The organism is Magnetospirillum gryphiswaldense MSR-1 v2 (assembly GCF_000513295.1).
Lineage (GTDB): Bacteria > Pseudomonadota > Alphaproteobacteria > Rhodospirillales > Magnetospirillaceae > Magnetospirillum > Magnetospirillum gryphiswaldense.
In genome coordinates this window covers 204,244-230,421 of the sequence record NC_023065.1, presented here as the reverse complement: position 1 = coordinate 230,421, position 26,178 = coordinate 204,244, and the positions used below count along the sequence as shown (strand labels likewise).

Here is a 26,178-nt window from a genome sequence, read left to right as displayed (position 1 = left end):
CATGACCACCGATCCTATCGTCATCGTCGGTTCCGCCCGCACCCCCATGGGCGGTTTTCAGGGTGAATTGTCGGGCCTGACCGCCAGCCAATTGGGCGCCCACGCCATCAAGGCGGCGCTCACCCGCGCCAATGTCGCCGCCGATCAGGTGGAAGAGGTGATCATGGGCTGCGTCCTGCCCGCCGGCCAGGGCCAGGCCCCGGCCCGGCAGGCGTCGCGCGGCGCCGGCATTCCCGATGCGGCAGGGGCGACCACCATCAACAAGATGTGCGGGTCGGGCATGAAGGCGGCCATGTTCGCCCACGACATGCTGATCGCCGGCACCAACCGTGTGATGGTGGCCGGCGGCATGGAAAGCATGACCAACGCCCCTTACCTGCTGGACAAGGCCCGCGGCGGCTATCGCATGGGCCATGGCCGGGTGATGGACCACATGTTCCTCGACGGGCTGGAAGACGCCTATGACAAGGGCCGGCTGATGGGCACCTTCGCCGAGGAATGCGCCCAAAGCTATCAGTTCACCCGCGAGGCCCAGGACAATTTCGCCCTCGCCTCGCTGGAACGCGCCTGCAAAGCGGAAAATCTGGCGGCCGAGATCGCGCCCTTGACCATCAAGACCCGCAAGGGCGAAACCGTGCTGGCCGAGGACGAGCAGCCGCGCAAGGCCCAGCCCGACAAGATCCCCGGCCTCAAACCCGCTTTCCGCGAAGGCGGCACGGTGACGGCGGCCAATTCGTCGTCCATTTCCGATGGCGGCGCCGCCCTGGTGATGATGCGGCTGTCGGAGGCGGAAAAGCGCGGCCTGACGCCCTTGGCCGCCATTCGCGGCCATGCCACCTATGCCCACGCCCCCAATCTTTTCACCACCGCCCCGGTCTTCGCCATGCGCAACCTGCTGGACAAGCTGGCGTGGAAGACCGGCGACGTCGATCTGTACGAAGTCAACGAAGCCTTCGCCGTGGTCACCATGGCGGCCATGCGCGATCTGGATTTGCCGCACGACAAGGTCAATATCCATGGCGGCGCCTGCGCACTGGGTCACCCCATCGGCGCCTCGGGGGCCAGGATCATCGTCACCTTGCTGGCGGCGTTGCAGAAATACGACCTGAAGCGCGGTGTCGCCAGCTTGTGCATCGGCGGCGGTGAAGCCACCGCCCTGGCGGTGGAGCGGCTGGCATGATCCTGACCGAGGAACAGAGCCTGATCCGCGATACCGCGCGGGCCTTCGCCCGCGAGCGGCTGGCGCCCGGCGCCGAGAGGCGTGACCGCGAGCACGCCTTCCCGGCGGCGGAACTGGCCGAGATGGGGGAATTGGGCTTTATGGGCATGGTGGTGCCGACCGAATATGACGGCGCCGGCACCGATTATGTCTCTTATGCCCTGGCCTTGATGGAAATCGCCGCCGGCGAAGGGGCGACGTCGACCATCATGAGCGTGCATAATTCGGTCGGCTGCATGCCCATCCTGAAATTCGGCACCGAGGCGCAAAAAGACACCTATCTGCGCCCCATGGCGCGGGGCGAATGGATCGGCTGCTTCTGCCTGACCGAACCCGAGGCCGGGTCGGACGCTGGCTCCATCAAGACCCGCGCCGTGCGCGACGGTGATTTCTATGTGCTGAACGGCACCAAGCAGTTCATCACCTCGGGCCGTAACGCCCGTGTCGCCATCGTCTTCGCCGTCACCGATTCCAGCGCCGGCAAGAAAGGCCTGTCCGCCTTCATCGTCCCCACCGACAGCCCCGGCTGGGTGGTGGCCCGGGTCGAGGACAAGCTGGGCCAGCATGCTTCCGATACCTGCCAGATCATCCTGGAAGACCTGCGCATCCCCGCCGAAAACCGGCTGGGGGCGGAAGGCGAAGGGTTGAAGATCGCGCTGGCCAACCTGGAAGGCGGGCGTCTGGGCATCGCCGCCCAATCGGTGGGCATGGCAAGCGCCGCCCTCGACCACGCCATCCGCTATGCCCAGGAACGCCGGCAATTCGGCAAGGCGATCATCGAACATCAGGCGGTGGCCTTCCGTCTGGCCGACATGGCCACCCGGCTGGAAGCGGCGCGGCACTTGGTGCTGCACGTGGCGACCTTACGCGACGCCGGCCTGCCTTGCCTGAAGGAAGCGTCCATGGCCAAATTGCTGGCCAGCGAAACGGCGGAAAAAGTGTGTTCGGACGCCATCCAGATTCACGGCGGATACGGCTATCTGGCCGATTTTCCGGTGGAAAGGATTTACCGCGACGTCCGGGTTTGTCAGATTTACGAAGGGACCAGCGACATCCAACGTCTGGTGATCGCTCGGGCGCTTACGGCGGAAGCGGGCTAACGGAGAAAAGAACATGAAGGACATTCTGGTTCACGTGGATTCCGGCGAACGCGCCCGCATGCGCATCGAAGTCGCCGTCGATCTGGCCAAACGTTACGGCGCCCGCCTGACCGGCCTGTTCGCGCAAGTGGACAGCCACCGCACCGCCGCGGTGGCCCGCATGGCCAGCGAATCGCTGAAAAAGGCGCAAGCCGAGGGTGAAATCCTGTTCAATACCCTGACCAAGGGGGTGGAAACCCGGTTCTGGGCCTTGCCCCATGGCGAATCGAACTTCGTTTCCGCCGAAATCATGTTCTGTTCGCGCTATTTCGATCTGGTGGTGCTGGGCCAGAACGATTCCAAGGACGCCACCACCCCCGACGACATGGTCGAACAGACGGTGCTCAATTGCGGTCGCCCGGTGCTGGTGCTGCCCTATCTGGGCACTTACAGCTCGGTCGCCCATCGCATCGTCATCGCCTGGAACGCCGGGCGCGAGGCCACCCGTGCCGTGCACGATTCGCTCGATTTGCTGAAGCAGGCCAAGACGGTATCGGTGCTGTCCATGCGCGCCCACGACGACAGCGGTGCCGCCCAATCCATGCCGCCGGTCAACATCCTCGACCACCTGACCAAGCAGGGCATCGCCTGCGACGGCGAGTTCCTGCCCGACGAGGAAATCGGCAAGATGGACATGCTGTTGTCACGCAGCTTCGATCTGGGCGCCGATCTGTTGGTCATGGGCGCCCATGGTCAATACGGTCTGTCGCGCCTGCGCGGCTCCGGCACCCGCTATGTACTCAAGCACATGACCTTGCCGGTGCTGATGAGTCATTAGGCTGCGGAAAACCCCCTTTTTTCCTTCGTCACTCCAGCGCAGGCGGGAGTCCAGGGGCGCACCGCCGATATTTCCGCGACTCCTGGATACCCGCCTGCGCGGGTATGACGGGGAGGTGGGCTGGAGACAATGCCATGACCGCTTTCACCCCAAAAGACCCCGATTTCCACAGCCGGGTCACCGCCGATTTCGCCAAGCAGGCGCTGATGCGCACCATCGGCGCCCGGCTGACGCTGATCGAGGCGGGACAGTGTGAGATCAGCATGAACAAGCGCGACGATCTGTGCCAGCAGCACGGCTTCGTCCATGCCGGCATCACCACCACCTTGGCCGATACCGCCGCCGGCTATGCGGCGCTATCGCTGATGCCGCCGGGGGCCGAGGTGTTGTCCACCGAGTTCAAGATCAACCTGATGAACCCCGCCGCCGGTCAGTTCTTCACCGCCCGGGCCGAGGTGCTGAAGCCCGGTCGCACCCTGACCGTGGTGCGATCCGATGTGTGGGCCGATAATGACGGCAAACGCACGCTGATCGCCTCCATGCTGGCGACGATGATTTGTTTGGCCGGAAATCAGGATGTCCGGCAATAGCGCCGGATCAGGGCGCTGATCTCGGCCATATCCGCCCGCGCCCCGAATGAGGCGTCAAAACCCAAGGCGGTCAGACGATTGGCTTCCCCCTCACTCTCCTCGTCGCTGAAAGCGATGACCGGAATAAAACGGGTTGCCGGATTGCCGCGCAGGATTTGGCACAATTGCGCCGCCTCGCCGATGGCGGCGGCGACATCGACAACGATCAGGCCGAAACCCGGATCAGCCAAAGCCAATTGTCCGGCCTGCTCGGGGCTGGTAACGGTCTGAACGGTCAAACCCGGATGAGCCGCGCTCAGTTGCGTCATCAACGCCTGATGGCGGTGCGATGAATGCACGTACAATATGCGACCGATCACCAAAGGCGCATCCATTTCCCCCTGGGCGGCGGCCAGTTCCACCCAAAAGGTGCTGCCCTGCCCCACCGTGCTGCTAAAGCCGATGGTTCCGCCCATCTGCTGGATCAGGGCGCGGCAGATGGTCAGGCCGATGCCGGTTCCTTCCACCGCCGCCCCTTCGCCGCCCAACCGGTTGAACGGCTGAAACACCTGGTCATGCAGGTCCGGCGGTATACCGTTGCCGCTGTCGCGCACCGTCAACCGCACCTTGCCCGCCATCTTGCCGATGGACAGATCGATGCTGCCGCCGGGGCGGTTGTATTTGATGGCGTTGGACAGCAGATGGCCCGTGATTTCGGCCATGCGCTGTGCATCGCCATGGGCTCCCACCGGGCTGTCACACCCGGTCTGCCGCAATTCCAGCGGGCCCTCTTGCAAGCGATCCTTCAGACGAGAACAGGCGTCCAGGGCCACCGCCGCCAGATCGAAATCCGTCAGGTGCAGATGCACATTGCCGCTTTCCAGATCAGCCAGTTCCAGCACCTGCTGAACCAGTTCGTCCAGCAATTTGCCGGCCCGCAGGACATGTCCGACCGAACGCCGCTGCGACGGCCCGAACGAGCCATCGGGCGTACCCTCCAGCAATTGGGCGAAACCGACGATGGCATTGAGCGGGGTTCGCAGTTCATGGCTCATGGACGACAGAAAGACGTTCTTGCTGCGATTGGCCGCCTCGGCCTGCTCGAGGGCGCGGCGCAGATGGTCGCGGCTGGCGTTGAGGGTGGTGACGTCGACCAGCACGCTCACCCGCCCACCTTCGGGGGTGCGACGGTCGGTGGCCCGCAAAATGTGACCGTCCCGCAGGCGCAATTCGCACTGGCCCTGGCCGGCACGGAACTGGGCCAGCCGCAGATTGGTGTATTGCTCGGCCCCCAATTCGCTGTCCACCAATCCCAGTTTCCAGCTATGCACGATCAGGCTGGCGAAGGAGGTGCCGGGCACCAGCCACGGCTCCAACTGCGGCAACAGGGCAATGTATTTGCGGTTGCACAGAACCAGCCGTTCCTCGGCATCGTAGAGGGCGAAGCCGTCATCCACCGCCTCGATGGCGGCGGCAAGACGTTCCCGCGCTTGGCGCAGCTTGGCCTCGGCCTCGCGCCGGGCGGTGGCGTCGAAGAAGATGACCAGATAACCGCCTTCCGACGCGGCGGCGGTCACCACCATTTCCGCCCAGATCATTACCCCGGTCCGCCGCACGATGCGGACGTCGCCGCGCCAGGTGGTGCGGGCGGCGGTTTCCAGAATGATATCGGCGGTATCGTCGCCATAAGCGGAAAACAGCAGACGCCCCAGATCCAGACCGGTGAGGCCGCCCTCGCCGTACTCGGTCAGGCTTTCCGCGTAAGCATTGGCAAAGCCGATGGTTCCCTGGTCGTCCAACAGCAAGACGCCATGGCCGCTTTGCACGATGGCCTCGCCCAAGGCGGACTGGCGGCTGATCTGCTGCCGGACCATGGCGATGGCGGGACGCAGCACCAGCACGAACAGCAGAAGCAATCCACCCAGCAAGATGGTGAAGCTGCCGCCCAAGACCAATTTCAGCTGGCGGACCTCGTCAGCGACGTGCTGACGATAACGACTGGCGACCTCTTCGTTGAACAGCATGGCCTCGCGGTGATTGAGCGCATCGACGCCGCCACGCCCGGTCAAAACCGCCTGAACGGCGGAATGGAACCGCGCCATCACCCCGGCTTCCGCGTCCCAGGCGGTGGCATACAAGATGACCACCTCCGGCGGCACGTCGGGATGCTCGATCACCTTGCGCGCCTCGTCACGCAAGCGCTCGGCCACGTGCTCCAATTCGTTGCGATAGCGTTGCCGCGATAGCGCCGTTTCCCCTGGTCGCTCCAGCTTTTCCGCCAGCAAGGCGGCGCGCTGCGCCATCATTCGCTGACCGCCGACCAGTTCCAGCACCTCTGCTTCTTCGTCCAGGGTCGACACGCTGGCGAGCAAGGTGGCCAACGCCAACGCCAGCAGAACCGCCAGCCCCAAAGCCAAAGCCGTCGCACGCCCGCTTAACGCGCGGACGGTGGCAACGGATTGGGATGGCAAGTTATCTGACATGGCGGAAGCAAAACACGGTGAAATGAGTGTGGCGCATAGTCCGAACCAAAAATCGGACATTGTAAAGATGAAGTGGGAAGGTTAAGCACTATGTAACAGATACCTCCGCCTTTGGTCGGAGAGCGATCGTCTGAGCTGTGTTAAGGTCTCCGCTATGCTGCTGTCCCTGCGCAACGCCCGGCTTCAGGCCATTGTTCCAGTGATCGCCATGAACTTGGCGGTGCTGCTGGGCGGCTTGGTCTGGCTGGTATGGGAATACGACAACAAACAAAGCTCGGCCCAGGCATCGCTGGGGGCGCTGGCGCGGGCTTCGTCCATGTCGGTCAGCAAGATTTATGAATTCGCCGCTTCCGGCATGCGTCAGGACAATCTGGCCGGCGCCGCCCGCATCGCTCAGGTCATCGACAGCAAAATGCAGCAGGTCCAGCCGGGCCTCAACCAGGGCGCCGATGTCTCGGACCGCGACTATGCTCGTGTGCTCGCCCAGTTGGAGGAAGGCGGACTCTTTCCCGGCACCCCGATCATCAGCAGCCTGACCGGCGCGCCGCAATGGCCGCTGTCGCTACGCCGCGCCAACCCTGCTGATAGCACTCAGGTCGGATTGGTGCGCATGCTGTCGGTCGATGAAGTGCAGCGACCGCTGGAACAGGCCCGGGTCAAACCCGATGGCATGGCCTGGATCATCCGCGACGATGGCACCATCATCACCGTGGCACCGTGGCGGGCCGACCAGATCGGCCAGAACGTCGCCGGACAATTGCCGGCCAAGGTCTTGCGCGGCGGCGCCGAACGGCTGGTTGCCGCCACCTTCGACGGCGTTGATTATCTGGTGACCTCGGCCCCGGTGCAAGGATTGCCGCTGCGGGTGGCGGTGGCCGGCCCCATGTCCGACTACTTCATCGATTGGTGGCGCGAGGCCGGGATGCTGGGCGTGCTGATGCTGGTGATGACCGCCACGTCATTGTATTCCGGCCACCGCCAATGGACCTTGCTGGGGCAATTGGACGACGCCAACGCATCGTTGCAGCAAGAAGTGCGCAGCCAGAGCGCCGTCCTCAACGCTGAAATCCGCGAACGCCAGGAACACGAGAAACTGGCCAGGGTGCTGCGCAACGCCTTGGAATATTCCGGCTCCATGGTGCTGATCACCGATGCCCACGGATTGATGGAATACGTCAACCCGGCTTTCGTCAAAGCCACCGGCTACGATCTCGACGACATCATCGGCAAGCGCCCGTCCATGCTGCGCCACCCAGAATTGTCGCCACCAGCCACCGGTCTGTGGTCGACCATCCTGGCCTGCCGGAGCTGGACCGGCATGTTCTGCAACCAGCGTAAGGACGGCACGCCGCTTTGGGTATCGGCGACCATTTCACCGGTGACCGACGACAGCGGCGTCATCACCCATTTCGTCGCCGTCGAGGAAGACGCCACCAGTCGCCGCGACGGCGAGGAGGAATTGCGCGAAGCCAAGCGCATGGCCGAAGCCGCCAGCCTGGCCAAATCCGAATTCCTGTCGTCCATGAGCCACGAATTGCGCACGCCCATGAACGCCATCTTGGGCTTCGCCCAATTGCTCACCAACGCCGACAATGATTCCTTGGGTGAACGGCAACGCTTTTATGCCGACAGCATCCTGAAAAGCGGCAACCATCTGCTGAGTCTGGTCAACGACATCTTGGACATGGCCCGCATCGAGGCCGGTCGCCTGTCGCTGTCGTTCGAGCGGGTCGAGCCCGATCAGGTGATGGCCGAGATCCTTCCGATGATCGCCGCCACCGCCGAACGGCGCAAGGTAACCCTAATCGACGAGATTTCCGGGCGCGGCGCCCCGGCGGTGGAAGCCGACTTCACCCGCCTGAAGCAGGCCTTGATCAATCTGGCCAGCAACGCAGTCAAATACAACCGCACCGGCGGCACCGTCCGCTTTTCCATCAGCCACGGCGAAACCGGGCCGGTGCGTATCGCCGTCAGCGACACCGGCATCGGCATTCCGGAAAAACGCCGGACCGAGGTGTTCCAGCCCTTCGCCCGCTTAGGCGCCGAGGCCTCGACGGTGGAGGGCACCGGTATCGGGCTGACCATCACCAAGATGCTGGTCGAAGCCATGGGCGGACAAATCGGCTTTTTCACCCAGGAAAACCTGGGCACCACCTTCTGGCTGGAAATCCCGCGCGCCGCCAGCCAACCCGTCGTCCCCCCGCCTGCCGTCACCAACATCACCACCACCAGCATTCCCTGCCGCATGACCGTGTTGTACATCGAAGACAACCCGTCCAACGTCGAGTTGATGCAAGAGGTGATCGCCCAGGATCATTGCTGCGCCTGCACCTTGCTGACCGCCAGCAATGCCGAGGAAGGGCTGGAACTGGCCCACACCCACCTGCCCGGACTGGTGATCATGGACATCAACCTGCCCGGCATGAACGGTATCGAGGCGGTGGCGCGCATGAAGGCCGATGCCGCGTTGCGGCACATCCCGGTCATCGCCTTGTCCGCCGACGTCATGCCCGACACCATCCGCACCGGCATGAAGGCGGGGTTCCTGCGCTATCTGCGCAAGCCGCTGGATATCGGCGAATTCCGCAAGATCCTGCATCAACTGGGCGAAATCAGAAGCTAAACCACCTGCACCACGGTATCCACCGCCGTCAGCCGCAACAGGTCACGCACACTGCCTTGCGGGTTGCCCAGCATCACTTCCTTGCCGACTTTACGCGCTTCGTCGGCGGCGGTCATGATCAGGGAAATGCCGATGGAATCGATGAAGGTCAACTGTCCGAGATCGATGATCAGCCGGCTGAAATCATCGGATATGGCCGATTGTATAATCGGCAAGAAGCGTTCCTGGTCGGTCACCCGGAAATTGCCGGCCAAGGCCACCCGCGCCTCGGCGCCAGTCCGGCGCATGGTCGAAATACGCAGATCGCCGATTTGCGGCGTGGAAACGATGCAGTCAAAGGAAATCCGGTACAGCACATCAGCCACCGGCCCTTTTACATTGACCAGTTCCAGACGGGCGCCGGCCTGTTCAGCCGCATCGCGCGCCAGGGCAAAGAGACCGATACCGTAGGAATCCAGGTATTCCAGCCCGGACAGATCAAACCGTATCCACGGCACCGAACTGGCGGCGATCTCGCCGGTCACCGCCTCGAAAGCGGCGGAATCGCGGAAGGTCAGCCGGCCATTGAAACGAAAAGTCAGACACGAAACATCCTGCTGGCGAACGTAATCCATGCACCACCCCTCTATACATTAGTATAGGTTACTATATTTTTTAATAAAATTGAAGGCATTTGACGGGGCTAGCCACGAACGGCGCCTTGGGCTAAACCAAGACATTGCGCGATTCACAGTTTTGGGGTTCCCATGCCTTCCTTCGACATCGTTTCCAAGACCGACATGGCCGAAGTGGACAACGCCATCGCCGGGATCGAACGGGAAGTGGCCACCCGCTTCGATTTCAAGGGTGCCAAGTGCAGCCTGGAGCGCAAGGATCAGGTCATCACCATCCTGGCCGACGACGCGTCGAAGCTGACGCAGATGCATGACTTCCTCAAGGTCTACTTCACCCGCCGCAAGGTCGATCCCAAGGCACTGGACTTCAGCAAGGCGCCGGAAAAGGCCTCGGGTGATTCTTTGCGCCACGAAGTCACCGTCAAGCAGGGCATCACCCAGGAATTGGCCAAGACCCTGGTCAAGCTGATCAAGGACAGCAAGATCAAGGTCCAGGCGTCGATCCAGGGCGACGAATTGCGCATCTCGGGCAAGAAGCGCGACGATTTGCAGGAAGCCATGGCCCTGGTGCGCGGCCACGATGCCGACCAACCGCTGCAATTCGTCAACTTCCGCGACTGACCCGCCTAAACTTTGTGCACGGCAGCATCATAGATCGCCTGCAAACCATTGAGGTATCCTAGAAACCTTATTGGCATGGGCTTTGCGTGAGACTCTGGGCAATTGACGGAGTCCAGGCATGAGCCTGCGTGTGATCGTGGTCGATGACGAAGCCGACCGCGCCCAATCGGTGCGCCAGGCACTGGAGGGCGCGGGTTTTGTCGTCGTCGCCACCTTCGGCACCGGCGCCGATTTGCCGCGCAAGCTGGCTGAACTGGCCGCCGACGTGGTCATCGTCGATATCGACAGCCCCGACCGCGATACCTTGGAAGACATGCGCCGCGTCACCATGGAGCAACGCCGCCCGGTGGTGATGTTCGCCCAGGACGGCAAGCCGGAGACCATCAAGGCGGCCATCGAGGCTGGCGTCGCCGCCTATGTGGTCGATGGTCTGAAGCCCGACCGGGTGCGCCCGGTGGTCGACGTGGCCATCGCCCGCTTCGCCCAGTTCCAGGAATTGCGCGGCGAGTTGGACAAGGCCCGCACCACCTTGGCCGAACGCAAGCTGATCGAGAAGGCCAAGGGCATCTTGATGAAGCGCCGCAAGGTGGACGAGGACGAGGCCTATGGATTGATGCGCCGCATGTCCATGGACCAGAAATCCCGCCTGATCGACGTCGCCAACAAGATCATCGAAGCCGCCGAATTGCTGGGCTGAATCCCGAGGTCATTGCCTGTTTTTTAAACTTGCCTGAATTTGCAGCATAAATTTTGTGCACTTGCAAAATATCACCTGCGGCAAAATGGCCAAAATCCCGCATTGCACAATTGGCACGGCGATTGCTTTTAGGATTGGTGCAACGCAACGGCCTCAATGGCGAGGCCACCCGCGTACAGAAATAGACGATCTCCCGGGGCGACGACGTCCCACGGAAATCAGGAACAACGGCGTTCCACGGATTGCACCTCTGTTTTCAGAGGTCACGCAAGCCCCGTGGAACGCCGTTTTTGTTTTGGCCTGCCGCTTTGGCACACACCAGGGGTACCGACCATGACCGATACGCTGACCCGCCGTTCCCTGCTGAAAGTTTCCGGCACCGCCGCCGTGCTGGCCGCCGCCCGCACCGCCCTGCCCGGCGGCGCCTGGGCCGCCACCGGCGATGCCCCCGAAGTCAAGGGAGCCACGTTTGGCTTCATCGCGCTGACCGATTCCTCGCCTTTGATCATCGCCAAGGAAAAGGGCTTCTTCGCCAAGTACGGCCTGCCGGACGTGCAGGTGGTCAAGCAGGCCAGTTGGGGCACCACCCGCGACAATCTGGAACTGGGCAGTGCCGGCGGCGGCATCGACGGTGCCCATATCCTGACCCCCATGCCCTATCTGATGGCCAGTGGCCGAGTGACCAAGAACAGCACCAAGGTGCCCATGAACATCCTGGCCCGGCTCAACACCAACGGCCAGTCCATCTCGGTATCCAATACCTATAAGACCCTTCATGTGGGCACCGCCGCCAAGGCGCTGGGCGAGGCTTTCGCCAAGGCCCGCGCCACCGGCAAGGAAGTCAAGGTGGCCATGACCTTCCCCGGCGGCACCCACGATCTGTGGCTGCGCTATTGGCTGGCCGCCAACGGTGTCGATCCCGACAAGGATGTCAGCACCATCGTCGTGCCGCCGCCGCAGATGGTCGCCAACATGAAGGTCGACACCATGGAGGCCTTCTGCGTCGGCGAGCCGTGGAACGCCCAGCTCATCAACCAGGGCATCGGCTATACCGCGCTGACCACGGGTGAATTGTGGAAGGACCACCCGGAAAAGTCCCTGGCCATGCGCGGCGACTGGGTGGAAAAGAACCCCAAGGCGGCCAAGGCGGTGACCATGGCGGTGCTGGAGGCCCAGGCTTGGTGCGAGGCCAATATCGAGGAGATGTGCAAGATCGTCTCCGGCCGTGAATGGTTCAAGGTGCCTTATGAAGACATCGTCGCCCGCTCCAAGGGGCGTTACGATTACGGCACCGGCAAGGTGGTGGAAAACAGCCCCTACGTGATGAAGTTCTGGAAGGATTTCGCCTCGTATCCGTTCCAAAGCCACGATCTGTGGTTCCTGACCGAAAACATCCGCTGGGGCTATCAGCCCGCCGATGTGGACACCAAGGCGCTGATCAAGGCGGTCAACCGCGAGGACATCTGGCGCGATGCCGCCAAGGCCTTAGGCGTCGCGGCGGCGGACATCCCCGCCACCACCTCACGCGGCATCGAAACCTTCTTCGACGGCAAGACCTTCGACCCCGCCAACCCGCAGGCCTATCTGAAGAGCCTGACGATCAAGCGCGTCTAAGGAGGACGGAACATGACCATGGTCACCACCCCCACCCAAGTCAAGGAGGCGGCTGTCGCCGCCCCCCTGTCGCGCCCCGCCGCCCCCAGCGAGTTGAAGAAGAAGCTGCGCCACGTGGCCGCCGTGACCTTGCCGCCCTTGGTCGGTCTGGTCGTCCTGCTCGGCCTGTGGGAACTGGCCTGCCGGCAGGCGGGCGCCATGCTGCCGCCGCCGTCCAAGGTGCTGACCGACACCAAGGAACTGATCCTCGATCCGTTCTTCGACAATGGCGGCACCGACAAGGGCCTGTTCTGGCATCTGGCCGCAAGCCTCAAGCGCGTGGCCATGGGCTTCTCGTTGTCGGCGATCATCGGCATCACGCTCGGCATGATCATCGGCCAGAGCAAGCTGGCCATGCGGGCGCTCGACCCCATCTTCCAGGTGCTGCGCACGGTGCCGCCCTTGGCCTGGCTGCCCATTTCCCTGGCCGCCTTCAAGGCCGCCGATCCCTCGGCCATCTTCGTCATCTTCATCACCTCGGTGTGGCCGATCATCCTCAACACCGCCGTCGGCGTCCGCAACATCCCCCAAGATTACCGCAACGTCGCCGCCGTGCTGCGGCTGTCGCCGTTGGAATTCTTCGCCAAGATCGCCATGCCGGCCTCGGTCCCCTACATCTTCACCGGCCTGAAAATCGGCATCGGCCTGTCGTGGCTGGCCATCGTCGCCGCCGAGATGCTGATCGGTGGCGTCGGTATCGGCTTCTTCATCTGGGACGCCTGGAACTCGTCGCTGATGAGCGAAATCATCCTCGCCCTGGTCTATGTCGGCCTGGTCGGCTTCGCCCTCGACCGCCTGATCACCCTGATCGGCAAGAAGGTCGCGGGCTGAAACAAGCACGCGGGAGGAAACGATGAGCATGGAAAAGACCCGCCTGAAGCTGGGTATCGCCCCCCTGGTCGATTGTGCTGCCATCGTGGTGGCCAAGGAACGCGGCTTCTTCGCCGAGCAGGGCCTGGATGTGCAGATCAGCCGCGAGCCCAGTTGGGCCAACATCCGCGACAAGCTGGCGCTGGGCAGCCTGGATGCGGCCCAGATGCTGGCGCCCCAGCCCATTTCCATGAGCCTGGGCCTGGGCGCCATCCGCGAGCCGGTGATCGCCGCCATGGGCCTGGGCCAAGGCGGCAACACCATCACCATCGGCGCGGGCCTGTGCCACCGCATGGAACAGATGGGCGGCCTGACCAATCATGTGCTGAAGGCCGTGATCGATGACGACAAGGCCAAGGGCCGACCGGTCCTGACCCTGGCCATGACCTATCCGTTTTCCACCCATCATTATGAACTGCGCTATTGGCTGGCCGCCGCTGGCATCGACCCCGACCGTGACGTCCGCCTGAGCGTGGTGCCGCCGCCCCAGATGGTCGGCCATCTGTCGGCGGGCAACATCGCCGGCTTCTGCGTCGGCGAGCCCTGGGGCTCGTTGGCCGCCAGCATGGAACTGGGGCGAGTGGTCGCCACCAGTGACGACATCTTCGCCGGTCGGCTGGAGAAAGTGCTGGGCGTCACCCGGTCGTGGGCGGAAAGCCACCCCGAAACCCTGAAGGCGATGCTGAAGGCCCTGATCAACGCTGGCCTCTGGTGCGATGCCAACCGAGCCGAACTGGCCGAGATCGTCGCCCAGCCGGCCTATGTCAACGTCCCGGTCGAGGCGGTCCGCCACGCGCTCACCAAACCCGGCGCCCCGGTGTTTTCCGCCCAGGCCGCCAACTTTCCCTGGCGCAGCCAAGCCATGTGGTACATGCGCGAGATGCAGCGCTGGGGTCATCTGCCCGCCGACATCAACACCCGCCGGCTGGCCGAGGACATCTACCGCCCCGATCTGTACCGCATGGCCGCCCTGGAACTGGGCCGCCCGGTGCCCTTGACCGATTACAAAAGCGAAGGCGAGCACGCTGGCCCCTGGGTTCTGACCCAGGCCACCACCCCCATCGCCATGGGCCCCGATCTGCTGCTGGACGGCGCCCGCTTCGACCCCAATGCCACTGCCGCCGCTGCCCCCGCCCCGGCGCACAAGGAGAGCACGCCATGAACGCCTATCTGTCCATCGACGATGTCGGCATCACCTTCCAGACCGAAAAGGGCAGCTTCCGCGCCCTCGACCACGTCAATCTGAAGGTGGAAAAAGGTGAGTTCATCTCGATCATCGGCCATTCCGGCTGCGGCAAGTCGACCATCTTGAACATCGTCGCCGGCCTGTTGCAGGCCACCGAAGGCGGCGTGCTTCTGGAAAACCGCGAAGTGGACAGCCCCGGCCCCGACCGCGCCGTGGTGTTCCAGAACCATTCGCTGCTGCCCTGGCTCAGTGTCTACGACAACATCAAGCTGGCGGTGGACAAGGTCCATGGCAAGACCAAGAGCAAGGAAGAACGCCATGCCTGGATCATGCACAACCTGCAACTGGTGCGCATGGACCACGCCAAGGACAAGACCCCCAATGAAATCTCGGGCGGCATGAAGCAGCGCGTCGGCATCGCCCGCGCCCTGGCCATGGAACCCAAGGTCCTGCTGCTGGACGAGCCCTTCGGCGCCCTCGACGCCCTGACCCGCGCCCACCTTCAGGACTCGTTGCTGGAAATCCAGCGCCGCCTGGGCAACACGGTGATGATGATCACCCACGACGTGGACGAAGCGGTGCTGCTGTCCGACCGCATCGTCATGATGAGCAACGGCCCCGCCGCCTCCATCGCCCAGATCCTCAAGGTGGATCTGCCCCATCCGCGCCGCCGGGTCGAGCTGGCCGACGACGCCCAATACAACCACTACCGGGCCGAGGTGCTGCGCTTCCTGCACGGCCACGCCCCGGCCAGCGCCGCCGCTTGAGCGAAAGGACCAAATCCATGAACGCAGTCTCCCGCCAAAGACTGGTGGTCATCGGCAACGGCATGGCCGGCATGCGCACGGTCGAGGAAGTGCTGGCCCGCGCCCCGGTCCGTTACGACATCACCGTGTTCGGAGCCGAGCCCCACCCCAATTACAACCGCATCATGCTGTCCTCGGTCCTGGCCGGGGAAAAGCAGATCGACGACATCGTCATCAACCATTTGTCGTGGTACGCGGAAAACGGCATCACGCTCCACACCGGTGATCCGGTGGTGGCCATCGACGCTGCGGCCAAGACGGTCACCGCCGCCAGCGGTCTGTGCGTGGCCTATGACAAGCTGCTGCTGGCCACTGGCTCCAAGCCGCTGATGCCGCCGCTGCCCGGCCTGGACCTGCCCGGCGTGGTCGCCTTCCGCGACATCGCCGATACCGACAAGATGCTGAAAGCGGCCGAGGCCAAGCAGCGCGCGGTGGTCATCGGCGGCGGTCTGTTGGGCTTGGAAGCGGCCTGGGGCCTGAAGCGGCGCGGCATGCCCGTCGCCCTGGTGCATCTGATGCCGACCTTGATGGAACGCCAGCTCGACGTCGAGGCCGGCACCATGCTGCAACGCGACCTGACCGAACGCGGCCTGCATTTCTTCACCCACGCCCAGACCGAGCGGGTGATGGGCGAGACCAAGGCGGAAGGTCTGGTCCTGGCCGATGGCCGCACCATCCCCGCCGATCTGGTGGTCGTCGCCATCGGCATCCGCCCCAATATCGACATGGGCAAGGCGGCGGGCCTGGACATCAATCGCGGCATCCTGGTCGGCGACGACATGGCCACCAGCAACCCGGACATCTACGCCGTCGGCGAATGCGTCGAACATAACGGTCAGGTCTTCGGCCTGGTGGCGCCGATCTGGGAACAGGCCAAGGTCTGCGCCGCCCGGCTGGCCGGCGACCAGATCGCCGCCTATGCGACGCCGGCCTTGTCCACTCGCCTGAAGATCACCGGCATCGACGTGTTTTCCGCCGGCAAACTGGCGGCGGAAGACGATGCCGACGAGGAAGTGGTGTTCCGCGACGCCGCCAAGGGCGTCTATCGCAAGCTGGTCGTGCGCGAGGGCAAACTGGTCGGGGCCGTCATGTATGGCGATGTCGCCGATGGCGGCTGGTATTTCGACCTGATCAAGGGCGACAAGACCATCGCCGACATGCGCGACCATTTGATCTTCGGCCAAAGCTTCGCCGACCAGGGCTGTTGCGGCGGCGCCAAACCCGGTCTGGACGTGGCCGCCATGGCCGACGATGCCCAGGTGTGCGGCTGCAACGGCGTTTCCAAGGGCGCCATCGTCAAGGCCATCAACGAAAAGGGCCTGACCTCCCTGGACGAGGTGCGCGCCCACACCAAGGCCTCGGCCAGTTGCGGCATGTGCACCCCCGCCGTCCAGGCCATCTTGTCCTTCGTCACCGGCGCCGATGCCAGCGCGCCCGAGGCCATGTGCAAGTGCACCGATCACGGTCACGAATATGTGCGCCACGCCATCTTGGACCAGCGCCTGAAAACCCAGGACGCGGTGCGCAAGGCACTGGGCTGGAAGAATGCCGACGGTTGCGCCAAGTGCCGCCCGGCCTTGAACTATTACCTGCTCTGCGCCTGGCCGGGCGAATACGTGGATGATTACCAGTCCCGCTTCATCAATGAGCGCGCCCACGCCAACATCCAGAAGGACGGCACCTATTCGGTTATTCCGCGCATGTGGGGCGGCGTCACCACCCCGGACGAATTGCGCGCCATCGCCGACGTCGCCGACAAGTTCAACATCCCCAGCGTCAAGGTCACCGGCGGTCAGCGCATCGACCTGCTGGGGGTGAAGAAAGAAGACCTGCCGGCGGTCTGGGGCGATCTCAACAAGGCGGGGCTGGTGTCGGGCCACGGCTATGCCAAGGGCCTGCGCACGGTGAAGACCTGCGTGGGCTCGGAATGGTGCCGCTTCGGCACCCAGGATTCCACCGGCCTGGGCATCAAGCTGGAAAAGCTGATGTGGGGGTCGTGGACACCACACAAGGTCAAGCTGGCGGTGTCGGGCTGCCCCAGGAACTGCGCCGAGGCCACCATCAAGGATATCGGCATCATCTGCACCGAGGCCGGCTACGACATGGTCATCGGCGGCAATGGCGGCATCGAGGTCCGGGTCACCGACGAGTTGACCCGCCTGTCCACCGAGGCCGAGGTGTTGGAATATGCCGGCGCCTTCATGCAGCTCTACCGGGAAGAGGGCCATTATCTGGAACGCACCGCGCCCTACGTCGAGCGGGTCGGCATGGCCCATATCAAGGCCCATATCCTCGACGACGATGCCGGGCGCAAGGCGCTTTATGCCCGCTTCCTGTTCTCGCAAAGCTTCGCCCAGGACGACCCGTGGGCGGAACGGGCGACCGGCGGCATCGATACCCATGAATTCCAACCCCTGGCCGTGGTGAGCTGAGATGATGGACTGGATCGATATCGGCACCCTGGCCGACATTCCCCGCCTGGGGGCGCGCACGGTGGAAACCCATATGGGACAGGTGGCGGTGTTCCGCACCGGCGACGACGAGGTTTTCGCCCTCATCAACAAATGCCCGCACAAGAACGGGCCGTTGTCGGAAGGCATCGTCATGGGCCGCAAGGTCGCCTGCCCGCTGCATAATTGGGTCATCGACCTCAACAGCGGCGAGGCCCAGGCCCCGGACGAAGGCTGCACCACCCCCCTGCCCCTGCGCGACGAGGGCGGGCGGCTGTTGCTGGGCTTGACCACGGCAAAAAAGGTGGCCCATGGCTGACCGCATCCGCACCACCTGTCCCTATTGCGGCGTCGGCTGCGGCGTCATCGCCGAAAAGTCCGCCGACGGCTGGGTGGTGCGGGGCGACCCGGAACACCCGGCCAATTACGGGCGATTGTGTTCCAAGGGCACGGCGCTGGGCGACACCTTGGGCCTGGAAACCCGACTTTTATATCCCGTGGTCGATGGCAGGCGCACCGATTGGGACAGCGCCATCACCGAAGCGGCGGGGCGCATCCGCGCCGTCACCGATCTGCACGGCCCCGATTCCTTCGCCTTCTACCTGTCCGGTCAATTGCTGACCGAGGATTATTACGCCGCCAACAAGCTGGCCAAGGGCTATTTGGGCACCGCCAACGTCGACACCAATTCGCGCCTGTGCATGGCCTCGACCGTGGCCGGGCATCGCCGCGCCTTCGGCGCCGACACCGTGCCGGGATGCTATGACGACCTGGAACAGGCCGATCTGGTGGTGCTGGTGGGCTCGAACCTGGCGTGGTGCCATCCGGTGCTGTTCCAGCGGCTGAAAAAAGCGCGCGAGCAGCGTGCTACCCAAGTGGTAGTCATCGACCCCCGCCGCACCGATAGCTGCGACATCGCCGATCTGCATCTGGCCCTGGCGCCGGGCAGCGACGTCGCCTTGTTCAACGGATTGCTCGCCCATTGCGAAGCGGCGGGCGTGCTGGATTTCGCCTTCATCGACGCCCATACCAACGGCTTCACCGAAACCCTGGCGGCGGCGCGCGCCGACAGCGTCAGCGCCACCGGCCTCGACCGCACCCTGTTGACCCGCTTTTTCGATCTGTTCGCCACCACGCAAAAGGTGGTCACCGTATTCAGCCAGGGCGTCAACCAGTCGTCGGCGGGCACCGACAAGGTCAACGCCATCATCAACGTCCATCTGGCCACCGGACGCATCGGCCATGCCGGCATGGGGCCGTTCTCGGTCACCGGCCAGCCCAACGCCATGGGCGGGCGCGAAGTGGGCGGACTGGCCAACCAACTGGCCGCCCATATGGGCTTCGACCCCACCAGCATCGACCGCGTCCGCCGCTTCTGGGACGCCCCCAAGATGGCGAAGAAGGAAGGGCTGAAGGCGGTCGACCTGTTCCGCGCCATGGATGCCGGCAAGATCAAGGCGGTGTGGATCATGGCCACCAACCCCGCCGTCAGCCTGCCCGAGACCGATCTGGTCCGCCGCGCCTTGGCCAAATGCCCGGTGGTCATCGTCTCGGATTGCGTCATCGATTCCGACACCTTGCGTTTCGCCCATATCAAGCTGCCGGCCCATGGCTGGGGCGAGAAAAGCGGCACGGTGACCAATTCGGAACGCACGATTTCACGGCAATTGCCATTCTTGCCCCCTGCGGGCGAGGCCAAGCCCGATTGGTGGGCCTTGGCCCGCGTCGCCCAGGCGCTGGGCCATGGCGATGCCTTCGGCTGGCGCGGCCCGGAAGCCATCTTCCGCGAATATGCCGCCCTCACCGGATTCGAGAATGGCGGCAGCCGCGACCTTGACCTGTCGATCAGCCAGATCAACGATTACGACCGTTTCAGCCCGTTCCAATGGGGGGCCAAGCGCTTCTTCGGCGATGGCCGCTTCTTCACCGCCGACAGTCGCGCCGTGCTGGTGCCGGTCAACCACCGTCCGCCCAAGGAAAGCCCGACCGTCACCTATCCACTGCGCCTGAACACCGGACGCTATCGCGACCATTGGCACACCCTGACCCGCACCGCCCTGGCGCCCCGGCTGTCGGGGCACCGCGATCAGGCTTTAGCCGACATCCACCCCGCTGACGCTGAAAAACTGGGCATCATCGATGGTGCCCTGGTCACGGTGAAAAGCCGCCTGGGCCGCATGGTCGTCCGCGCCCGCCTGACGGCGGAGCAGGCGCCCGGCCATGTCTTCGTCCCCATGCACTGGAACGACTGCCATGCCGCCCAAGGATTGGTCGGGCGGCTGCTGCCCGGCCACACCGACCCGCAATCGGGACAGCCGGAATCAAAGCATGCGGCGGTTTCCGTCACCCCCTACGCCACCGCTTGGGCCGGTCTGCTGATCGCTGCCGACGCCCCCGCCCCGCAAGCGCCATGGTGGAGCCGCCATCGCCTGGACGGCGCCCAGGCCACCGAACTGGCCGGCAGCGACAATACCCAGCTCGATGGTCTGATCGAGCAGTTGAACAGCCATTTCGACGGTCAGGTGCTGGAGGTGCGGGACCGGGCCAAGGGAATCATCCGCCACGCCTGGGTCAAGGACGGAAAATTGCAGGCGGCCCTGTTCATCGCCCCCGATCGCCCCGACATGGCACGGGGCTGGATCGCCGGGCTGATCGGCAAGGCTTTGTCCGACGGCAGCGACCGCGCCGCCATCCTGGCCGGCAAGGCGCCGGGCCGTCATGTCGACCAAGGCCCGATCATCTGCGCCTGTTTCTCGGTCGGCCTGCACACCATCACCCATTTGATCGCCAGCGGCCAGGCGGCGGATGTGGCCCAGATCGGCGCGGCACTGAAGGCCGGCACCGGCTGCGGCTCGTGCATCCCCGAACTGAAGGCGCTGTTGGGCCAGCGTGAAGTGGCGGTGGCCTGACGGCTGGACAAGGCCAAAGCGGCGGGGTCTACTGAAAGCCCCCGTCGCCCAAGGATTTTTTCATGCGCCTTGCCGATTCCGTCCTGCAATCCTGGCTGTCCGAGGATGCCCCCTTCGGCGACCTCACCACCCAATCCCTGGGTATCGGCACGGCACCGGGTCACATGAGCTTTGCCGCCCGCAATGCCATGGTGCTGGCCCTGGCCCCGGAAGCCGCCCGCCTGCTGGAACTGGCCGGGGCCAAGGTGGAGATGCTGGCCGGCGACGGCTCGCATCTGGCTGCCGGTGACATCATCCTGACCGCCACGGGCCGCGCCCAGGCGCTGTTGCTGGGCTGGAAAGTGGCGCAGACCCTGCTGGAAATGGCCTCGGGCATGGCCAGTTCCGCCGCTGCCATCGTCGCCGCCGCCCACGCGGTGGACAGCCGCATCACCGTCGCCTGCACCCGCAAATCCTTTCCCGGTACCCGCGCGGTGGCGGTCAAGGCGATCATCGCCGGCGGCGCCGTGCCGCATCGTCTGGGCCTGTCGGAAACCGTGCTGGTCTTCGCCGAGCATCTCACCTTCACCGGCCATCGCCCGCTTTCCGGCGTGGTGGCAGAGTTGAAGCAACGCTGCCCGGAAAAGAAGATCGTCATGGAAGTGGCCGATCTGGACACGGCCCTCAGCGCCGCTCAGGCCGGGGTGGACGTGTTGCAACTGGAGAAATTCACCCCGCCTCAGGTGGCGGAAGCCGCCCATGCCTTGGCCGATTGGCCGGGCACCCTTGCCGCCGCCGGTGGCGTCAACGCGGCCAATGCTGCGGATTACGCCCGCGCGGGCGCGCGAGTGTTGGTGACCTCGGCCCCCTATTGGGCACCGCCCAAGGATGTGGCCGTGAAAATCGGGGTATAAAGAAAAAAGCCGGGCACGAGGCCCGGCTTTTCCGTGATGCGACAAAGCCTCAGGCGACCTTGAAATCGGCCTCGGTCTTGCTGCGCAGTTCCTCGACGGTGACGCCGTCGGCCATTTCCAGCAAGGTCATGCCGCCTTGGCCGTGCTTGTCAATGGCGAACACCGCCAGATCGGTGATGACGATGTCGACGACACCGGCCCCGGTCAGCGGCAGGTTACAGGCCTTCAGCAGCTTCTTTTCGCCGTCCTTGGCGGTGTGTTCCATCACCACCACCACCTTCTTGACGCCGGCGACCAGATCCATGGCGCCGCCCATGCCCTTGACCATCTTGCCCGGAATCATCCAGTTGGCCAGATCGCCGTTTTCGGCCACCTGCATGGCGCCCAGAATGGACAGGTCGATGTGACCGCCGCGGATCATGGCGAAGCTGTCGGCGGAGGAGAAAAACGACGAGGTCGGCAATTCGGTAATGGTCTGCTTGCCGGCATTGATCAGATCGGGGTCTTCGTCACCGTCAAACGGGAACGGGCCCATGCCGAGCATGCCGTTTTCCGACTGCAACGTCACTTCCATGCCGTCGGGGATGAAATTGGCAACCAGGGTGGGGATGCCGATGCCCAGGTTGACGTAAAAGCCATCCTGAAGTTCGCGGGCGGCACGGGCCGCCATTTCGTCACGAGTCCAAGCCATCGTTTTTTCCCCTTCAGACCCGCTTGCGGGTGGTGCGCTGCTCGATGCGCTTTTCGTAGTTCTTGCCCAGGATGATGCGCTTCACATAGATGCCGGGCGTGTGGATGTGGTCGGGGTCGATTTCGCCCGGCTTCACCAGATGCTCCACTTCCGCCACGGTGATCTTGCCGGCGGTGGCCATCATCGGGTTGAAGTTGCGCGCCGTCTTGCGATAGACCAGATTGCCCTCGGTGTCGCCGGTCCAGGCCTTGACGATGGACAGATCGGCGACCAGACCGGTTTCCATCACATACTTCTCGCCATTGAATTCGCGCACTTCCTTGCCGTCGGCGACGATGGTGCCGACGCCGGTCTTGGTGAAGAAGGCGGGAATGCCGGCGCCGCCGGCGCGGATGCGTTCGGCCAGGGTGCCTTGCGGGTTGAATTCCAGCTCAAGCTGGCCCGACAGGTATTGCTGGGCGAACAGCTTGTTCTCGCCCACATAGGACGACACCATCTTCCGGATCTGGCCCGCGTCCAGCAGGCGGCCCAGGCCCCAGCCGTCGACGCCGCAATTGTTGGAGATGACAGTCAGATCCTTGACCCCGGATTCCTTGATCGCTTCGATCAGGTTCTCGGGGATGCCGCACAGGCCAAAGCCGCCGGCCATGATGGTCATGCCGTCGCGCAGCAGCCCGGCAAGGGCGCTCGTAGCGTCTGAATGGACTTTTCGCATGGTATCCTTTGCCCGTTTCATGGCGGCCGTGGGCCGGCCTGCCTCCCTTGAGCCCGACGGCTCACCCGTCCGGCTGTGGCCCCGACCTTACCCCGAAGCGATGGGGCGGAAAAGAGCCTTGGGCATAAATTGGCAAGTCCAGGCCGATTTCAAGCCCGTCGCATCCGTGCGGCAAATGCTGTGACGACACTTGCCTTCGCGCCTGCACAATGATCTATACTGGCGGTACCGCCATCGCCACCCGCAACCCCCGAGGAATCATGCCGCTGTATTCCTTTCAGTGCTCGGACTGCCAGGCCGAATTTGAAACCCTGGTGCGATCGTCGGATACGCCCACCTGCCCGCAATGCGGCAGCGCCAAGCTGGAACGGACGATCGGATCGCTGGCCCCCGCCGGCAAGAGCGCGGGTTTGATTTCCGCCGGTCGAGCCCAGGCCGCGCGGGAAGGCCACTTCAGCAATTATTCCAAATCGGAACTGAAGGGCCTCAGGAAATAGGGCCGTCCAGCACGGTCTTTTCAAAGCGCTGCGCCGTCATCGGTCGCCCGTACAGGAATCCCTGCGCCAGATCACAGCCGTGATGGCGCAGGAATTCCACCACCTCGGTTACCTCGACCCCCTCGGCGATGACCTCCAGCTTCAGGCTGTGGGCCATCTGGATGATGGCCTGGGTGATGGCGGCGTTGTCGGTATCGGTATGGACGTCACGGACGAAGGATTGATCGATCTTCAGCTTGTCGACGGCAAAACGCTTCAGATAAGCCATGCTGGAATAGCCGGTACCGAAATCGTCGATAGACAGTTGCACCCCCAAGGCGCCCAACCGCCGGGTCATGTCCATCACTGCTTCGTGGTCCTGGATCATGATGGATTCGGTCAGTTCCAGCTCCAGCGAATGCGGCGCCAGACCGCTTTCCTCCAGCGCCTCGCGCACCGCCCGTTCCAGATCGCCGCGGCGGAATTGCAGGGCCGACAGGTTGACCGCCATGGTCAGGGCGTGCCCCCCCGCCTGCCACAACGCCGCCTGACGGCACGCCTGACGCAACACCCAATCGCCCATGGGCACGATCAGCCCGCTATCCTCGGCCACCGGGATGAATTCCGCCGGTGACACCAGCCCGCGTTCCGGGTGGTTCCAGCGGATCAGCGCCTCGGCCCCCACCACGGCACCGCCGGCCAGGGATACTTGCGGCTGAAAATACAATTGGAACTCGCCCCGTTCCAGCGCCCGATGCAGGCCGCTGCGCAGGGCCAGATGGGCCACCGCGTCGGCATTCATGCGGGCGGCGAAGAAGCGATAAGTGGACCGCCCGCTTTCCTTGGCGTGGTACATGGCCGCGTCGGCTTTTTTCATCAACGTGTCGAAATCGTGCCCATCCTCGGGGAACATGGCGATGCCCATGGACAGGGTCGAGGTGACTTCCTGACCCTCGATGGTGATGGGCGGGGCCACGCTTTTATGGATTTTCTCGGCCACCTCGACCACGCCGTCGGCGTCGCGCACGGCATTGAGGACGATGACGAATTCGTCACCGCCCAGCCGGGCGATGGTATCGCTTTCGCGCACGCATTGACGCAGGCGCCATGCCACGTCCTTCAACAGCCGATCCCCCGCCGCATGGCCCAGTGAATCGTTGACGGTCTTGAACTGATCCAGATCCAGGAACATCAAGGCGACGCGGCGCCCTTCCCGTTCGGCCAGAGCGATGGCACGGTCCACCCGGTCTTGCAGCAACAAACGGTTGGGCAATTCGGTCAAGGGATCGTGATGGGCCATAAACTCCAGCCGGTCCTGGGCGTTCTTGCGCTCGGTGATGTCGCGGACCACCACCAGCAAACGATTTTGGCCATCGCTGAAGCGGGCCAACCGCATGGACACCTCGACCCAAAACAGGCTGCCGTCCAGGCGCCTTGCATGCCAGTCGAATTGCTGCGGCTGGCCGGCGGCGGCGGCCCTCAACCATACCTGAGCCTCGGCTGCGCCATAGGGCGACACCCCCGCGCTGCACATTCCGACGTCGATCCGGTCCACCGGCAGATCGCCCATGCCGTACATGTCGCGCATGCGCTGATTGACCATCAACAGCCGCCCGGTATCGGCGCGATGGATGAAGATGGCGTCGTTGACGTGATCGAAAATGGTGCGGAACCGGCCTTCGCTTTCCGCCAATTCGTCCAAGGCCAGGGTAAGACTCTGGGTCTTGTGCGCAACCTGACGGCGCAACAGCCAGTTCCAGATCAGCAGCAAAAGGGCGACGGCCAGCACCGCCAGCACGTATTTCCCCATCTCCCGCCAGACCTCGGCCTGGACCCGATCGTTGAGGGAAAAGCCGAACCAACGCTCCTCGATGGCCTGACGTTCACGCGGGGAAATCAGGTCGAAGCCCTGACGCAAGACATGCATCAGTTCCGGGCGATCCTTGGCCACCGCCCAATGGAACTGGCCGGAATAAAGCGGCTGGGTATGGCGCAAGACATCCTGCATGCCCTTTTTGTACATCAGGTACAAAGCCGGCGGCTTATCGATGCAGGCCACCAGGGTTTCCCGCGCGGCCATGGCGTCGATGATGGCCTCGTAGCTGGGATAGGGGCGGATACTGGCGATACCGCGGGCCTTCAGCCAGTCGACGCAGGCGTCACCGTCCTTGGCGCCGATGGTGAAGCCCTTGAGCGAGGTGACATCGACGATGCCCGACAGGTCGGAATGAAAGAAGATGGGCACGTCCAAGGTGGCATAGGGGGCGGAGAAGGCCAGAACCCGCTCCCGCGCCTCGGTGCGGAAGACGGTGTCGATGGCGTCGGCCTGACCGGCGGCCATGCGGCGTTGCGCCTCGGCCCAATCCAGCCCTTGCAGATCAACGGCGATGCCGGTGCGTTCCGACCACAGGGACCAAAGGTCGCGCAAAATACCCTGCAACCGCCCGTCCTGGTCACGAAAGATATAAGGCGGATAATTGTCGTCGGTGACCACGATGATGGATTGCGGCGGGGCGACCTCCTCGGCTCGGGCCACGGGCGCCAGCATGACGACAAGACACAGCGCCACCACGCAAGTGCGGGTGCGATCCAGCAACGCAACCCCCCAGCGTCCGGCATCCACTCTCATGCCGCCATGGTGCCGGATCGGGCCGGGGGTTGACAAGCGGCAACACCCGGATGCGCACAGCACATAAAATAGGCATGTGCACATGCGCCTATTTTTCAGCCAAATCATCCCTGGCTGTGCTAGGGTGCCCGGAACGATTCCAGTCTTCGCGCATCTT

At 63.9% G+C, this 26,178-nt stretch carries 21 protein-coding genes; 16 read left to right on the top strand and 5 right to left on the bottom strand.

The genetic code is table 11. The features are described from left to right. The first annotated feature begins 1 nt into the window (after window position 1). The 4 genes from MGMSRV2_RS01055 (at window position 2) to MGMSRV2_RS01040 (ending at window position 3,726) form a co-directional block, all read left to right on the top strand. Entirely contained in the window at window positions 2-1,180 is a 1,179-nt protein-coding gene (locus MGMSRV2_RS01055) for an acetyl-CoA C-acyltransferase (RefSeq protein WP_024078453.1), read from the top strand. Then, the gene (locus MGMSRV2_RS01050) at window positions 1,177-2,319 is read left to right on the top strand and encodes an acyl-CoA dehydrogenase family protein (protein ID WP_024078452.1); all 1,143 of its coding nucleotides are present in this window, start codon (window positions 1,177-1,179) and stop codon (window positions 2,317-2,319) included. The genes MGMSRV2_RS01055 and MGMSRV2_RS01050 overlap by 4 nt, the downstream gene beginning before the upstream one ends. A 13-nt stretch (window positions 2,320-2,332) precedes the next feature. Beyond that, window positions 2,333-3,136 (top strand): universal stress protein, encoded by an 804-nt coding sequence (locus MGMSRV2_RS01045; RefSeq protein WP_024078451.1) that lies wholly within the window; start codon window positions 2,333-2,335, stop codon window positions 3,134-3,136. A 134-nt stretch (window positions 3,137-3,270) separates the two neighbouring features. Beyond that, on the top strand, window positions 3,271-3,726 hold the full coding sequence (locus MGMSRV2_RS01040) for a PaaI family thioesterase (protein ID WP_024078450.1): 456 nt from the start codon (window positions 3,271-3,273) through the stop codon (window positions 3,724-3,726). Here MGMSRV2_RS01040 and MGMSRV2_RS01035 read toward each other — a convergent pair. Continuing rightward, window positions 3,708-6,188 carry a hybrid sensor histidine kinase/response regulator gene (locus tag MGMSRV2_RS01035; protein ID WP_024078449.1) on the bottom strand — a complete coding sequence of 827 codons (2,481 nt, stop codon included), beginning with the start codon at window positions 6,186-6,188 and terminating at the stop codon, window positions 3,708-3,710. The genes MGMSRV2_RS01040 and MGMSRV2_RS01035 overlap by 19 nt on opposite strands. 154 nt (window positions 6,189-6,342) lie before the next feature. Here MGMSRV2_RS01035 and MGMSRV2_RS01030 point away from each other — a divergent pair, with 154 nt between their 5' ends. Further along, window positions 6,343-8,811 (top strand): ATP-binding protein, encoded by a 2,469-nt coding sequence (locus MGMSRV2_RS01030; RefSeq protein WP_024078448.1) that lies wholly within the window; start codon window positions 6,343-6,345, stop codon window positions 8,809-8,811. Here MGMSRV2_RS01030 and MGMSRV2_RS01025 read toward each other — a convergent pair. After that, window positions 8,808-9,425: an STAS domain-containing protein gene (locus tag MGMSRV2_RS01025; RefSeq protein WP_024078447.1), complete on the bottom strand. Its 618-nt coding sequence runs from the start codon at window positions 9,423-9,425 to the stop codon at window positions 8,808-8,810. The two genes, MGMSRV2_RS01030 and MGMSRV2_RS01025, sit on opposite strands and share 4 nt — an antisense overlap. 132 nt (window positions 9,426-9,557) lie before the next feature. Between MGMSRV2_RS01025 and MGMSRV2_RS01020 the strand changes: the two genes are divergently transcribed. The 10 genes from MGMSRV2_RS01020 (at window position 9,558) to modD (ending at window position 21,510) form a co-directional block, all read left to right on the top strand. Further along, a complete protein-coding gene (locus MGMSRV2_RS01020) occupies window positions 9,558-10,046 on the top strand; it encodes a YajQ family cyclic di-GMP-binding protein (protein WP_024078446.1) in 489 nt (162 codons plus the stop codon). A 118-nt stretch (window positions 10,047-10,164) separates the two neighbouring features. Next, entirely contained in the window at window positions 10,165-10,743 is a 579-nt protein-coding gene (locus MGMSRV2_RS01015; RefSeq protein WP_024078445.1) for an ANTAR domain-containing response regulator, read from the top strand. A 333-nt stretch (window positions 10,744-11,076) separates the two neighbouring features. Further along, on the top strand, window positions 11,077-12,357 hold the full coding sequence (locus tag MGMSRV2_RS01010) for a CmpA/NrtA family ABC transporter substrate-binding protein (protein WP_024078444.1): 1,281 nt from the start codon (window positions 11,077-11,079) through the stop codon (window positions 12,355-12,357). A gap of 12 nt (window positions 12,358-12,369) precedes the next feature. Continuing rightward, on the top strand, window positions 12,370-13,227 hold the full coding sequence (ntrB, locus tag MGMSRV2_RS01005; RefSeq protein ID WP_024078443.1) for a nitrate ABC transporter permease: 858 nt from the start codon (window positions 12,370-12,372) through the stop codon (window positions 13,225-13,227). A gap of 28 nt (window positions 13,228-13,255) precedes the next feature. Further along, complete coding sequence (locus tag MGMSRV2_RS01000; protein WP_084027861.1) at window positions 13,256-14,428, top strand: CmpA/NrtA family ABC transporter substrate-binding protein; 1,173 nt, start codon at window positions 13,256-13,258, stop codon at window positions 14,426-14,428. Further along, window positions 14,425-15,219, top strand: a complete 795-nt coding sequence (locus tag MGMSRV2_RS00995; protein WP_024078441.1) for an ABC transporter ATP-binding protein — start codon at window positions 14,425-14,427, stop codon at window positions 15,217-15,219. The genes MGMSRV2_RS01000 and MGMSRV2_RS00995 overlap by 4 nt, the downstream gene beginning before the upstream one ends. A 17-nt stretch (window positions 15,220-15,236) precedes the next feature. Next, complete coding sequence (gene nirB, locus MGMSRV2_RS00990; protein ID WP_041633369.1) at window positions 15,237-17,690, top strand: nitrite reductase large subunit NirB; 2,454 nt, start codon at window positions 15,237-15,239, stop codon at window positions 17,688-17,690. Between the two features lies 1 nt (window position 17,691). Further along, window positions 17,692-18,027, top strand: coding sequence for a nitrite reductase small subunit NirD (gene nirD / locus MGMSRV2_RS00985; protein ID WP_024078439.1), 336 nt, complete (start codon window positions 17,692-17,694; stop codon window positions 18,025-18,027). Next, window positions 18,020-20,617: a nitrate reductase gene (locus tag MGMSRV2_RS00980; protein ID WP_024078438.1), complete on the top strand. Its 2,598-nt coding sequence runs from the start codon at window positions 18,020-18,022 to the stop codon at window positions 20,615-20,617. The genes nirD and MGMSRV2_RS00980 overlap by 8 nt, the downstream gene beginning before the upstream one ends. A 62-nt stretch (window positions 20,618-20,679) precedes the next feature. Further along, window positions 20,680-21,510 carry a ModD protein gene (modD, locus tag MGMSRV2_RS00975; protein WP_024078437.1) on the top strand — a complete coding sequence of 277 codons (831 nt, stop codon included), beginning with the start codon at window positions 20,680-20,682 and terminating at the stop codon, window positions 21,508-21,510. A gap of 49 nt (window positions 21,511-21,559) precedes the next feature. On the opposite strand, the gene MGMSRV2_RS00970 is transcribed toward modD, so the two are convergent. Next, entirely contained in the window at window positions 21,560-22,201 is a 642-nt protein-coding gene (locus MGMSRV2_RS00970; protein WP_024078436.1) for a 3-oxoacid CoA-transferase subunit B, read from the bottom strand. 13 nt (window positions 22,202-22,214) lie between these two features. Further along, complete coding sequence (locus MGMSRV2_RS00965) at window positions 22,215-22,916, bottom strand: CoA transferase subunit A (RefSeq protein ID WP_041633368.1); 702 nt, start codon at window positions 22,914-22,916, stop codon at window positions 22,215-22,217. 209 nt (window positions 22,917-23,125) lie between these two features. On the opposite strand from MGMSRV2_RS00965, the gene MGMSRV2_RS00955 reads away from it, so the two are divergent. Beyond that, window positions 23,126-23,413, top strand: coding sequence for an FmdB family zinc ribbon protein (locus MGMSRV2_RS00955; RefSeq protein WP_024078434.1), 288 nt, complete (start codon window positions 23,126-23,128; stop codon window positions 23,411-23,413). Here MGMSRV2_RS00955 and MGMSRV2_RS00950 read toward each other — a convergent pair. Next, window positions 23,403-26,057: an EAL domain-containing protein gene (locus MGMSRV2_RS00950; protein ID WP_158497715.1), complete on the bottom strand. Its 2,655-nt coding sequence runs from the start codon at window positions 26,055-26,057 to the stop codon at window positions 23,403-23,405. The genes MGMSRV2_RS00955 and MGMSRV2_RS00950 overlap by 11 nt on opposite strands. Window positions 26,058-26,178: the final 121 nt, after the last annotated feature.